The following is a 12819-nucleotide window of genomic DNA, read 5'->3' on the forward strand; positions in this document are numbered from 1 at the left end:
CAGATCAATAAACTTTCTAAACAAGGACAGTCAATCAGGGGAATAGCCAGAAAATTAGGAATTTCAAGGCAATCTGTTCGCAAATACATGAACGGAACCCCAAAGTACAAGGCTCCGGTACAGGACAGCTTTAATAACTATCTGAAGATTAACAGAGAGACAATTAAAGAACTGTTCTTCGAAATGAATGGACACTGCGTGCCCCTGCTGAGAAAACTCAGAGAATCGTACGATGGCAGCGCAAATTTGCGGGGACTGCAGATTTTCTGCAGACAGTTCAGGAGGGAGCTGAAGAAGGTTGATAATCACCACTTCCACGCCTCTGGCTTCACATATTGAAAAAAATCAGTTCGGCTCCGAATCTCAATAATCTGTCCTTGTGCGTAAGAACCAGTCTTTTTACATTATTATCAAGAAGCTTATTGATCAGGGATGTCAGTCCTTTCCTGTAATAATTCATCCCTGAACCGAGAACGGTCATAAGCTCATACTTATATCCGTGTTCAGCACAGTACCGTTCCAGAACCCGAGCCTGTCTTTTGAGATCTTCTTTCTGATCATGTGAACTTACTCTGGCGCAGGCGACTGTGATTCCTTCATCCTTTTCTGTTTGTGGAAGCTCTTTCCCGCTAATCCTCAGGATTGTTTCCTGACTGTACCTCCTTGTCCCACCCCGGAGAAATACTGTCAGGCTTTAATTTTCCTGATTTTTCCCAATTGCGTAAGGTTTGTACATGTACACCAAGTAATTCAGCTGCCTGACCAATTGAAATAATTTTACTCATTGCAGGTATACCTATAAATATTTTTAATATATTACAAACTATTTACAGATTTATTAAAACAATTACAAACCGGAGTTAATAAGCAAATATTATTCTTCCGCCTTTTCTATCTTAATGGCACATACCTTGTATTCCGGAATACGGGCAAATTTATCAAGAACCGCATTGGTGAGTACATTGGCAAAGGCGTCAGAAAAATGGAACGGCATCCATGTTTCACCAACGGACACTTTGTCTCCCACTCTCGCTTTGGAAACAACGCTTCCTCGCCTTGAAGTGAGTTTCACAGACTCCCCATCGGAAATACCAAGTCTCAGTGCATCCTCGGTATTGATTTCAATAAAGGATGAACCTGACTTTTCAACAAGTCCCGGAGTCCTTCCTGTCATGGCCATGGCGTTGTAATGATAAAGAACTCGACCGGTCATTAGGATGAACGGATAATCGTCATCCGGAAGTTCCATACTTTCCCGGTACGGAGCAGGATAAAACAGTCCAAGACCTCTGGCGAATTTCTCGGTATGGAGAATCGGGGTTCCAGGATGATTCTTGTCAGGGCACGGCCACTGCAGTGATTCCCCGGCATCCAGACGTTTATGGCTGATACCTCCGAAACTCGGGGTAAGGGAGGCAATTTCATCCATGATTTCGTCAGCACGGAGATACGGCTGCGGATATCCCATGCGGTTCATGATATCTGTAAAGATGTCGGTATCGAGACGCATTTCACCTTCAACGGTAACGGCTTTTCTGACTCTCTGCACACGGCGTTCGGTATTGCTGAAGGTACCTTCCTTCTCGGCATAACTTGTTCCCGGCAGAATCACGTCGGCATACTTCGCTGTTTTCGTCATAAAGAGATCGCAGAGCACGAGAAAATCAAGACTTTCCAAAGCCTTAATCACATGTCCCTGATCCGGATCGGAAACCACCGGATCCTCTCCAAAAATAAAGAGTCCTCTTATTTCCTTTCTTACAGCCGCAGGAAAAACATCGGTTGCGTGAAGTCCGGGCTTTCTGCTTAATTTTACGTTCCAGGCCTTCTCGAATTTCTCTACCACTCTTTCATTCGTAACCTTCTGGTATCCTGGAAAATCCCCTGGAAGAGCTCCCATGTCACATGCCCCCTGAACGTTGTTCTGTCCACGGAGAGGATTTACCCCACAACCGCTTTTACCGATCTTTCCCACAACCATTGCCAGATTGGAAAGTGACATTACGCCCTCGGTGCCGGAAGAGTGCTCGGTTACCCCCAGACAGTAGATAATCGGAGCCTTTTTGGCTTTTGCATACATTCTTGCCGCCTCACAGAGCTGATCCACGTCTATGTTGCAGATTTCAGCCACCTTTTCGGGAGTGTAATCCTTTACGATTTCCTTAAGTTCCTCAAAACCTTCAGTTCTTTCCCTGATGAATTTTTCATCCGCAAGACCTTCGTTTATGATTATGTTAATCATGCCGTTGGCAAAGGCCACATTGGTTCCAGGCTTTAATCTGATGTGAATGTCCGCATCCTTTGACAGTCTGATCTTTCTGGGATCCACCACGATGAGATGGGTTCCTCTTGCCACAGCCTGTCTTATCTGCATGCCGATCACGGGATGGGCTTCTTCGGGATTTGACCCTACCAGCATTATGAGATCCACATCATTGGTAATGTCGCCTATTGGATTGGTCATGGCCCCCGAGCCCAGTGTCATGGCCAGCCCTGCCACGGTTGCGGAATGACATACTCTGGCACAGTTATCCACGTTGTTGGTTCCGAAAGCGCAGCGGACCATTTTCTGGAGCATATAGCAGTCCTCGTTCGGTGAACGGGAACATGCAAAGCCCGCCAGAGAATCAGCGCCGTACCGTTCCTTAATCTCACCGAATTTCATTGCTATGAGATCCAGAGCCTCATCCCATGAAGCCTCACGGAATTCACCTGTTTCCCTGTTTCTGATTAACGGATGCTTCAGACGGTCTGGAGAATTTACGAAATTGAAGGAACCGAAACGTCCCTTAACACATAAAAGCCCTCTGTTGGACGGACCTTCGGCCGGTTGCACGTCCACAATTTTGTTGTCCTTAACCATGAGATAAAACTGACATCCCGTGGCACAGTGCGGGCAGGTGGTAAGAACTCTGTTCACATTACCAGTCTGATACTTGCCCATGTTCTTTGCCACCAGAGCTCCGGTAGGACACACTGTGGCACAGTTGCCGCACAGTTCACATTCGGTATTCTTCCAGTCCTGACCAAAAGGTGCGTCAATAAAGGTTCTGGTTCCGATTTTTGAAGCATTGAGCACCCCGTTTCCGACTCTTCTGCTGCAGACACTGACGCAGCGCTGACAGCCTATGCACAGTTCCGGATAATATGCCAGGAAAGGATTATCTGTTTTTGACGGAAGTTTCGCATCATCGCTGGAATAAGGGTTAACTGTCGGAAGTTCAAATTCCGTGGCAAGCTTCTGCAAGTCACAGTCACCGCTCTTGCAGCAGCTTAAACAGCGTACAGTGTGGTGTGCGAGAATCAGCTGCAGTACGAACTGTCTGGAAAGTTTTACCTTTTCGGAATCGGTTTCTACCGACATTCCCTGCCAAACCTTGGTGTTGCATGCAGGAAACAGATGGGAATGTCCTTTAACTTCAACGACACACATTCTGCAGGCACCGATTTCATTTACGTCCTTGAGATAGCAGAGTGTCGGAATGTATATTCCGTGCTCTTTTGCAACCTCAAGAATGGTTCTGCCGGCAACGGTCTCAATGTTGATGCCATTAATCACCAGATTAACCTTTTCAGTCATTATACGAGTCCTCCCTTCATGGTTCCGCTACCAAAGACATCACATCTCAGACACTTGCTGCACTCCTGCATTGCCTCTTCATGAGACATGCTGTTTTCAACCGGACAGAAGCTCTTCTTTCTTTCCCTTGCAGACTTCTCTGTCAGGTTAACCCTGCCGTAGTGACTGCGCATGTTGCTTTGTACATGAGGAATTTCTATATTAAGACGATAGGCATGGTGGAATCCGAGGTATTCGTCTATGTTCATGGCGGCCACCTTTCCTGCGCCGATGGCCATAATTGCGGTTGCAGGGCCGCTGACGCAGTCCCCGCCCGCAAATACACCTGGATGGTCCTTCATGGCCGTGGTATTGTCGACAATGAAAGTTCCCCTGTTGGTAAGCCCGTATCCGGAAAACGGTTCCGAAACAATGGCCTGACCGATGGCCATGAAAATCACGTCGCACGGAATCTCGTAAGGTTCCTTGGCGGCATCACGCACTGACGGAAGTCCGGTGTGCTCGTCATAATGACCTGTAATCTGTGGTTTGGTGATAAGCGCCACCACATTGCCTTTTTCATCAACCTTAATCTCTGAAGGCGCGTACATGGTCATAAGTTCCACCCCCTCCTCTATGGCCCCCTGAATTTCAGAAGGCAGGGCCGTCATATCGACCTGTCTTTCACGAACGGCAAGCGTTACTGAAGCGGCTCCGCAGCGAATGGCGGACCGGGCACAATCCATGGCCACGTTGCCGCCGCCTATAACCACGACGTTTTTGCCGGTGAAATCAGGAAGATCGCCGTGACCTATGCGGTCAAGCATTTCCACGGCGGACGCCACGTTCGGATTGTCGTAATTCTTTATCGGAATCACCTTGCCGCTCTGGGCACCAATAGACAGATAAACGGCATCGTATTCCTTTTCGAGCTGTTCCGCAGTTATATCCTTTCCTATCGGAGAATTAAGACGCACTTCTATGCCGCCCACGGCCAGAAGTGCTGCGATGTCCTGATCCAGTCTGTCCTTGGGGAGTCGGTAATTCGGAATCCCGTATCTCAGCATTCCGCCGAGTTTCTCCTTGGCTTCGTATATAACCACGGAATGCCCCATGCGTGCCAGAAAATATGCGCAGGTAAGCCCCGAAGGTCCGCCGCCCACGATGGCAATCCTCTTACCGGTGGGCACGTTTCTCGGAGGAGTGTCCACGGCATCCACCGGAATCTGGTCTACGGCAAATTTTTTAAGACCGCGAATGTTTATTGCCGAATCAATCAGTGTTCTGCGGCACTGCAGTTCGCACGGTCTTTCGCAGACGAAAGCGCATGCGGTGGGAAAAGGATTGTCCTCACGGATAAGATTGATGGCATCGGCGTAGCGTTCGGCACCTATGAGAGAAATATATCCCGGAATGTTCACGTTGGCGGGACAGTTGTACATGCACGGAACCTTTACCGATACATTGGACTGACAGCGGTGATGCTCTATGTGGTAAAGATATTCATCCTTAAAGTTCTTGATGTTTGTCAGTACCATGTAGGCGGCTTCGTAGCCGATGGCGCAGTCCGCCGTTTCCTTGATATTCTGAGCCAGCCACAGCATATCAACGTAAAGATCCATGTCGGCACCACCGTCAAGAACCTTCTGCATCATTTTTTCCAGCTGTTCGAGTCCCTTGGCGCATGGAACGCACTTACCGCAGGTCTGACTGCGGGCGGTACGCAGGTAAGCTATGTGGCTTGATATGCAGCATACCCCCGGAGGGTTTGCCAAAACCCTTTTTTGAAAAGTTGACAAAAAACTGTTGAGAAGCCTGCTTCTCTGGGTGTTTTTCAGTTCCTGTTTTTTATACATTGAATGCTCCCCATAACCGGTTACGTATTTATTATCCGCGGGACGTTAAGTCTGTTCATGTGCCCTGCTGCCGGTACATGCCGGACTTTAAATGTTCATTAAATCCCGTGTTCCGTCCGGCAATTCATGCCGAGGCTTACGGTATGAAAACAAAGGCAGGCAAATGAATGCGGAAGGGAAAAGGGACACTTAAGGATTTTAACATGTTCTGTATGATATTTAATCATAAAACGTGGGGACTGATGAACACTGTTTGATAGAGTTAAAAAAAGAAAAAACAACTACACCGGAGTCTTATAAATCCCACATGTATCACTGTTTTTATGATGTTTTTATACATTACGCCGCAGGGCTGTGCAACCTGCAGGAAAAACAGCGAAAAAAAGCAGTTACAGCGGCTGTTTTCCGCATAGCCTGAAATTAACTCAATAGAGGCGTTTTTTATGAATTTTATTAAATAATTCCTTAATCTTTTGTTTTAAAAAATATTGAATGATTATCTTTATATAGCTGATACTCCTCCGGGGTGTTGATGTTGGCGTAATTAAAAGCGGACTCAGGGGGAACCTGCACGGTTCTGAAACGGGTTTGGCGGATAATATCCCTCAGTCTGAAATTTCCTGAGGCAAGGCTGTTTCTGAAAAACGGGAGTGCATTCCTGGAATATATCGCAGCAAGGGGCTGCATTGTTTCCGAAATCACGGGAACCAGAACGTCCTCACCGTCATAAAGTGACACCAGCCTGCGGGCCTCGTCCGCGGAAAAGTCCGGCATGTCACAGGCCAGCACCAGAACGGCATCTGCCTCCGTCCGTGACAGCACTGACAGAATTCCGCCGGCCGGCCCGGCGTCAGCAACAGTGTCCATTACAGGTTCAAAACCGTCAACAGGGTAACCGCGTCTGCAGTTCACCGACACGTATCTGTATGCAAAAAAGTCCATGCGCTTACACAGGGTGTTCAGAAAACAGAGCCCCGAATCATGCATGAGTTCAGCCTTATCACGCCCCATGCGGAAAGATTTTCCTCCGGCCATCACGGCCACGCCGATTCTAGTCTCCCGCATGAAAAGCCCCGTGAACCCCGCCTTCTTTGTGCAACAGTCTGATGTCGCCTATACGCATGTCCTTCTGCACGGCCTTACACATGTCATAAACGGTCAGTGCTGACACCGACACAGCGGTAATGGCTTCCATCTCAACACCGGTAACCCCGCGATTTTTAACCGTCGCCTTAATTCTAACCGCACATCTTCCTTCATCGAGAGTCATTTCAACAGCAACCCCGCTCAGAATCAGTGTGTGGCACATTGGAATGAGATCCGGTGTCCTTTTGGCGCCCATGATTCCGGCAATCTGAGCCACCGTCAGTACGTCCCCCTTCCTGATTCCGCCGCTTCTTATAAGCCCCAGCGTTTCCCTGTTAACGTATACGTAACCTTCGGCAACCGCAATCCTTGAGGTGTCATTCTTTTCGGAAACGTCAACCATGCGGCATCTGCCGGATTCGTCAAAATGAGTAAAATCACTCATGAATAAATCAGCCTCCAATTCTCTTCATTTCGCACTGAGCCGCACCGGTACCGATTTCCTCCCCGTAATTAAGCGGCTTCATCAATACGGCCTTTCTCAAAACGGCCACCGTATCCTCATATGAAAGTCCCCTTAGGTCATATTCGGTGTTTCTGAGAAGACACGGACGCACCCTGCCGTCAGACAGAACCCTGATACGGGAACAGCGGTGACAGAAACAGGCCGACATCGGAGAAATGATGCCCACGCGTCCGGGAGCTCCTGGGATGCGGTACATCTCGGCCACGCCCTCCGCGTCTTCAGGTGTCTCCGAACGTTCCAGCCCTGGCAGTGACTCAAAAACCAGATCGGCGGAAACAAAGCTTCTGCCGTAACTTTCTCCGATAAGACGTGACGGCATCAGCTCGATGAATCTCAAATCAACCGGATACCTTTCGGTAAGCGACGCGAGATCCCGTACCGACTTCACGTCATCGTTGACGCCGTGAAGCAGCACGGCATTGATTTTTACCCTGTCAAACCCTGAGGCAAGTGCCGCGTCAATTCCCGACAGCACGTCCCCAAGCGCCCTTCTTCCCGTTATTTTATAAAAACGTTCATCGTCCGCGGTATCAAGACTTATGTTTACGCAGGATACCCCGGCATCCATCAGAATTCCCGCATGGCGGGACAGGTAATAACCGTTGGTTGTCAGACAGAGTTTTTTAACCCCGGGAACGTTCATGACGGTACGGCATATTTCCGCAATATCATGACGTATGAGCGGTTCCCCGCCGGTGAGCCGGACCTTGGTACATCCGAGAGATGCCGCAGCCCTGACAATGCCCCGGATTTCGTCCACCGACAGTTCATCGGAACGCGGACAGTCCCCGCGCCCGCCGCTGCAGTAGGCACAGCCGAAATTGCACCTTCCGGTAACCGAAAGACGGAGATAATTGATTTTTCGGGAAAAAAGATCCTGCACGGTGCTAATACCTTCCGAAAGTACAGTTAGGAAAATGACAGACGGAACAGCTCTGGCAGAGACCGCCGTCACCAAGCCCAATCAGCTCATCACGGGTAAACTTCACCCCGGTAAAAACCTGTGGCAGGAGAACGTCCGTCATGGTAACCGGAAGAGCTATGGCCGCTCCGGGAACCCCCATGATCGCAACGTCTCCCATATAGGCCACGAGAGTCATGTTGCCGGGCTGTGCCGGCATGCCGTAGGAAATGATGTCCGCTCCCAATGACTTTATGGCCGTCGGGGTAAGATCGTCCGGATCCACCGACATGCCTCCCGTAAAGATGAGAAAATCGGCCCCCTGCTCCAGATAGGACGCGGCGGCATTCCCAATCATTTCCAGAACGTCATCGCACACGGTCACTCCGAGTATGTCAGCAGGATACTTTGACAGCTTGGCTCTCAGCACCGGCTCAAACTTATCCTTTATCCTGCCGTGGTAGACCTCCGAACCGGTAATGACAATTCCCACCTTAAGGTGCCGGTACGGCAGGATTTTAAACAGCTCCCGCTGCCGGCACAGTTCCTCAACTTTAAGAATGTTTTCCTCTCTGGTGGTAAGGGGAACGATTCTCATGGACGCGAGCTTCATTCCGGGCTTTACGGGATAATGATCGGGAACCGAGCATATCGTGACGTCCTCAACATGATTGATTTTTTTCAAAAGTTCAGTATCTGCACGGAACAGACCTTCGGTTTCGGCAAACATCAGCATCTTACCCTCGGACGGTCCTTCAAAACGGACTCCCGGCACGGAAGCCGCGGCCGCCATTCTCAGGGCACAGTCGTCTTCATGGATTTCCGTGATTTCGTCATCCCAGACGAACACATGGCGCTTGCCGATGTTTAAAAGATGTTCCACGTCCTCTTCTCGGATAACGTCATTACGTTTAAAGGCCGGGCCCTTAAAACCGTCACGCATTTCGGTAATGTCATGGCAGAGTTTCATGCCCACGGCATCACGTACATCAATCTTTTTCATGCCGACACGTCACCTCTAAATCATGAATCCGTCAAAAATCTCACCCGCATGCACGGGACCGTGTCCTGCCGGTATTATCACAATAAGATTGGCTCCGGCCATACTGCTGATGACGGCATTCCCCTGTTCTGATGAAGGTCGCATGCAGATCACTCCATTCTCAATACTCATCCTGCCTCTTAAAAGACGTTCACCTTTGGCGCTTTTGCCGAAATCTCCCGTCATTTTCACCTTTATCATTTCCGGCAGCCAGTTACTTTCACCGGCATATTTCCTTAATACCGGTCTGCAGACTGCGTAAAAAGATGTCATGGCTGAAGCCGGATTACCTGACAGGGCAAAGCAGGGCTTACCGTCACGGAAACCGTAAACGGCGGCCATCCCCGGCTTCATTTTTACTCCGTGACACAGAATTTTCACCCCGGCCCTTTCCATGGCTTCGGGCACAAAGTCGTAGTCCCCTGCGGAAACGCCGCCGGTAATCACCACCGCATCATGACTTTCGAGGTTATCGGAAATAAGCTTCGCAATCAATTCCGGATCATCTCCGGCAAGCCCCGCATAGGCCGGAATGCATCCGCACCTTCCGAGTTCGGCTTCGAGCATGTAGCGGTTGGTATTGTATATAAGGCTTCCCGTAAGCGGTTCCCCGACCTCGGCAAGCTCACTCCCCGTACTGATTACGGCAACCCGCGGTTTGCGGAACACCCCGGTATTAACAATCCCCTGGGATGCCAGCATGCCGACGACAGCCACGTCGGCCACGGTTCCCTTTTGAGCCAGAAGAAAGCCGGACCTCACGTCCTCTCCGGCCCTCACCACGTTCTGACCGGACTTAAGCGGAGCCCTCATGGTCACGCTGTTTTCGTCAAAAACGGTGTCCTCGTATTTCTGCACGCAGTCGGCTCCTTCGGGAATCGGAGCGCCGGTCAGGATTTTGACGGCCTCTCCGTTTTTTACCGGAGCCCCAGCCGTGTCTCCGGCCTTTATTTCATAAATAACCTTAAGGGTTACGGGATTATCCTCCGAAGCACCGGCGACATCCTCACTCTTAAACGCATAACCGTCAAACGGTGATCGGTCATAATGAGGAATCATCATTGACGCGGTAATGTCCGAGGCGATGACCCTGCCGCAAAGACAGGACAGTCCGGCGGTTTCCGTTCCGACGGTTCCGGTCACTTCCAGAAGCCTGTCCCTTGTTTCCCTGAAAGACAATTTTTTCAACACAGACATTTAAAATTCCTCACGTTAATCCCCGTAACGGCATGAAGGAGTCATCGGGAACAAACAGACTGATTTCCCTCCGTCCGTCCCAATGCCAGACGTCCCCCGACACCTGCCAGTACAGGATAAGAGCATCCGCCGTATCCCTGCGGCGAAGCTCCACGACATAATTAAAGAGATTCTCCGTCACCTTCAGGATGACAAAATCATAAAATCTTCCGGGACGCCCTTCGGCCTTCACGGTTTTCAGGTCATTCATGCGCAGTCCCGCCGCTGTAATTTCCCCGGAGCAGTCCGTCGCTGTAGACCTGAAGCTCATCCCCCAGCCGGGAACGTGAACGACTCCGTTTCCGTCCGCGTTTGCCGGAGCAATGTTTTTGACTCCGGTTAGTCTCGCGCCGCAGACGGTACGGGGATTTTTAAACACCTCTTCGGTACTCCCCTCAATTTCGACCGTTCCCTCATGCATGACCGCCACCCGAGAGCTCAGTCTGTAGACCTCGTCCCTGTTATGGGATACCAGAAGAACGGTTTTGCCGAAGCCCTTCATGACTTCCGCGAGTTCGTTTTCCACGGCAAAGCGCAGATGTTCGTCCAAAGCCGAAAAAGGCTCGTCCAGCATGATTATTTCGGCATCGTTCACCAGAATTCTGGCAAGTGCCGTACGCTGCATCTCACCTCCGGATATGGCCGTTGCCGGACAGTCCCTCACGTCATTAAGATGCAGACGCGAAATAACGTCGTCAGCCTTTTTTTTCCTTTCCGCCGATGAGGCCGCATTTCTGACGGAACAGAGAACGTTCCCGAAAACCGTCATGTTCGGAAAGAGGGCATAATTCTGAAAAAGATACCCCACGTTCCTCTTTTGCGGAGGAAGATTTATGCCCTTTTCGGAATCAAAAAGCACGCGGCCGTTAAGCTCTATCCTGCCCCTGTCCGGTGTCGCCACACCGGCTATGCACTTAAGCGTCATGGACTTTCCGCAGCCGGAAGCTCCGAGTATGGACATGATGCCGTTCCCCGCGGTAAATGAAACCTTAAGGGTGAAATTATCCAGTTTTTTTTCAATATCTACCGTCAGGGACATTAAATTTTTTTCCTGTGCTTTTCAATCAGGTTCATGAACATCAGTACCGCAAACGAAATCAGCAGATTAATGATGACCCACTTTACGGCCAGAGCATCGTTCTCGGTACGCCACAGCTGATACACGGTGGTGGATATGGTGGCCGTTTCCTTGGGAATGTACCCTGACACCATGCTGGTGGCACCGTACTCCCCCAGCGCTCTGGTAAATGAAAGCACCAGACCTGCCATGATTCCCGATTTGCATACGGGAAGCAGCAGACGCCAGAATATAAAGGTGTTGCAAAGTCCCAGGGTTTTGGCGGCATGAATGATATTCTCGTCAAATGACTCAAAAATGCCCCTGCACGTACGGTACATGAGCGGAAAGCAGACCACTGTGGTGGCAAACACCGTTGACCACCAGTTCATGGTAAGCCTTAGGTCAAAATAATCCATAAAAAAACCGCCGATGGCTCTGTTCGGTCCCAGAATGCGCAGCAGCAGATATCCTATGACCGTGGGAGGCAGAACCAGGGGAATCGTCAGAATAACGTCCAGAATTCCCTTCAGTACTCTCGGAAGTCTGGATATGTAATAAGCCGCCGCGGTTCCGACAAAGAAGATGATTGCCGTGGATATCAGGGCTATTCTTACCGAATTGTATAACGGATATAAATCCATGCCTAATTACTCCGTACCGCTTCCTTCACCTTTTCTTTTGGGACATCAGCCTCTCATTTTCCGTCTGACGGCGCTATGACCGTAAATCCCACGCTTTCAAATATCTTTCGGGACTCATCGTTTTTCAGATATTGAACAACGTCAGCGGCCTTTCCCGGATGTTTTGACTGTTTTAGGACGGCAACGGGATAAATGACCCTGCCGACGGCATCTTCAGGAGCCGTGTCAACGGCCGTAAGCTTTGCGGATTTGGCATCCGTGGCGTAGATAATCCCGGCATCGGCCACGCTCTCCTTCACCTGAGTGGTAATCTCCTTAACGTTGTTTCCGATGGTCAGAGTCCTGCTGCCGTACAGATCATCCGGATTCAGGCCGTAAGCCGAAAACAGTTTGGCCGTGTACTGCCCCACGGGAACATCGGAATTCCCCACCGCAAGAAGGATATCTCCTTCTCCGAGCCTTTTTATCAGATCGTCAAATCCCTTTATGTTCTTCGGATTACCGTCAGGCACGGCCAGAACAACCTTGTTCTGCAGCAGATCCGTTCTGGTTCCGCTCAGAAGATAACCGTCATTCTGCCCGTTTCCGGATTCCAGCTGATTCATCTGCTTAGGTGAGGCGGACATGAAAATGTCGCAGTAGGCACCCTCGATGATCTGGGTTTTAAGCGTTCCCGAAGAATCAAAGCTGAACACGATTTCCGTGTCGGGATGCTCCGACTCGTATCTTTCGGCTATGGCAGAAAGGGTTTCAGTCATTGAAGCTGCCGCAAAGAAGGTAATTCTCGTCCTTTCAGCCTTTGGGGCATCCGCCTTCACGTTATCCGCATCACCGCCTCCGCACCCTGCGCTCATCATGGAGGCAAAGCCCAGAGAGGCAATAAACCGGGCGACCTTTTTCATTTTTCTTCCG

The 12819-nt window shown here is 50.1% G+C and carries 11 protein-coding genes and 1 pseudogene; 1 reads left to right on the forward strand and 11 read right to left on the reverse strand.

The features are described 5' to 3' along the window. Positions 1-3 precede the first annotated feature (3 nt). On the forward strand, positions 4-339 hold the full coding sequence (locus T489_RS15735; protein ID WP_369791972.1) for an NUMOD1 domain-containing DNA-binding protein: 336 nt from the start codon (positions 4-6) through the stop codon (positions 337-339). Here the strand turns inward: T489_RS15735 and T489_RS13590 are convergent. The 11 genes and pseudogenes from T489_RS13590 to modA form a co-directional block, all read right to left on the reverse strand. Beyond that, a pseudogene (locus T489_RS13590) lies at positions 298-785 on the reverse strand (IS607 family transposase); the annotation flags it as partial. The gene T489_RS15735 and the pseudogene T489_RS13590 overlap by 42 nt on opposite strands. Positions 786-874: 89 nt before the next feature. Then, positions 875-3580, reverse strand: a complete 2706-nt coding sequence (gene fdhF / locus T489_RS0106985; protein ID WP_031579348.1) for a formate dehydrogenase subunit alpha — start codon at positions 3578-3580, stop codon at positions 875-877. Continuing rightward, positions 3580-5415 (reverse strand): NAD(P)-binding protein, encoded by a 1836-nt coding sequence (locus tag T489_RS0106990; RefSeq protein WP_031579349.1) that lies wholly within the window; start codon positions 5413-5415, stop codon positions 3580-3582. Before T489_RS0106990 ends, fdhF begins: the two co-directional genes overlap by 1 nt. A gap of 465 nt (positions 5416-5880) precedes the next feature. Then, complete coding sequence (locus T489_RS0107005; protein WP_031579350.1) at positions 5881-6480, reverse strand: molybdenum cofactor guanylyltransferase; 600 nt, start codon at positions 6478-6480, stop codon at positions 5881-5883. Then, positions 6467-6946, reverse strand: a complete 480-nt coding sequence (gene moaC / locus T489_RS0107010; protein ID WP_031579351.1) for a cyclic pyranopterin monophosphate synthase MoaC — start codon at positions 6944-6946, stop codon at positions 6467-6469. The genes T489_RS0107005 and moaC overlap by 14 nt, the downstream gene beginning before the upstream one ends. A 7-nt stretch (positions 6947-6953) precedes the next feature. Then, the gene (moaA, locus tag T489_RS0107015) at positions 6954-7910 is read right to left on the reverse strand and encodes a GTP 3',8-cyclase MoaA (protein ID WP_031579352.1); all 957 of its coding nucleotides are present in this window, start codon (positions 7908-7910) and stop codon (positions 6954-6956) included. Between the two features lie 4 nt (positions 7911-7914). Then, complete coding sequence (locus T489_RS0107020) at positions 7915-8931, reverse strand: molybdopterin-binding protein (RefSeq protein ID WP_031579353.1); 1017 nt, start codon at positions 8929-8931, stop codon at positions 7915-7917. A gap of 15 nt (positions 8932-8946) precedes the next feature. Continuing rightward, positions 8947-10167 carry a molybdopterin molybdotransferase MoeA gene (gene glp / locus T489_RS0107025; RefSeq protein WP_037319122.1) on the reverse strand — a complete coding sequence of 407 codons (1221 nt, stop codon included), beginning with the start codon at positions 10165-10167 and terminating at the stop codon, positions 8947-8949. Positions 10168-10177: 10 nt separating this feature from the next. After that, on the reverse strand, positions 10178-11245 hold the full coding sequence (locus tag T489_RS0107030) for a sulfate/molybdate ABC transporter ATP-binding protein (RefSeq protein WP_031579355.1): 1068 nt from the start codon (positions 11243-11245) through the stop codon (positions 10178-10180). After that, positions 11245-11907: a molybdate ABC transporter permease subunit gene (gene modB, locus T489_RS0107035; protein ID WP_031579356.1), complete on the reverse strand. Its 663-nt coding sequence runs from the start codon at positions 11905-11907 to the stop codon at positions 11245-11247. The genes T489_RS0107030 and modB overlap by 1 nt, the downstream gene beginning before the upstream one ends. Positions 11908-11960: 53 nt before the next feature. Beyond that, positions 11961-12809, reverse strand: coding sequence for a molybdate ABC transporter substrate-binding protein (gene modA / locus T489_RS0107040; protein ID WP_031579357.1), 849 nt, complete (start codon positions 12807-12809; stop codon positions 11961-11963). Positions 12810-12819 lie beyond the last annotated feature (10 nt).

This window comes from Ruminobacter sp. RM87, from assembly GCF_000701925.1.
In the GTDB taxonomy this organism is placed as follows: Bacteria; Pseudomonadota; Gammaproteobacteria; order Enterobacterales; family Succinivibrionaceae; genus Ruminobacter; species Ruminobacter amylophilus.

Excerpts from the sequence above, each read along its gene's own strand:
- fdhF (WP_031579348.1), bottom strand. The coding sequence starts at position 3,580 with ATGACTGAAAAGGTTAATCTGGTGATTAATGGCATCAACATTGAGACC.
- T489_RS0106990 (WP_031579349.1), bottom strand. The coding sequence starts at position 5,415 with ATGTATAAAAAACAGGAACTGAAAAACACCCAGAGAAGCAGGCTTCTC.
- T489_RS0107005 (WP_031579350.1), bottom strand. The coding sequence starts at position 6,480 with ATGCGGGAGACTAGAATCGGCGTGGCCGTGATGGCCGGAGGAAAATCT.
- moaC (WP_031579351.1), bottom strand. The coding sequence starts at position 6,946 with ATGAGTGATTTTACTCATTTTGACGAATCCGGCAGATGCCGCATGGTT.
- T489_RS0107020 (WP_031579353.1), bottom strand. The coding sequence starts at position 8,931 with ATGAAAAAGATTGATGTACGTGATGCCGTGGGCATGAAACTCTGCCAT.
- glp (WP_037319122.1), bottom strand. The coding sequence starts at position 10,167 with ATGTCTGTGTTGAAAAAATTGTCTTTCAGGGAAACAAGGGACAGGCTT.
- T489_RS0107030 (WP_031579355.1), bottom strand. The coding sequence starts at position 11,245 with ATGTCCCTGACGGTAGATATTGAAAAAAAACTGGATAATTTCACCCTT.
- modB (WP_031579356.1), bottom strand. The coding sequence starts at position 11,907 with ATGGATTTATATCCGTTATACAATTCGGTAAGAATAGCCCTGATATCC.
- modA (WP_031579357.1), bottom strand. The coding sequence starts at position 12,809 with ATGAAAAAGGTCGCCCGGTTTATTGCCTCTCTGGGCTTTGCCTCCATG.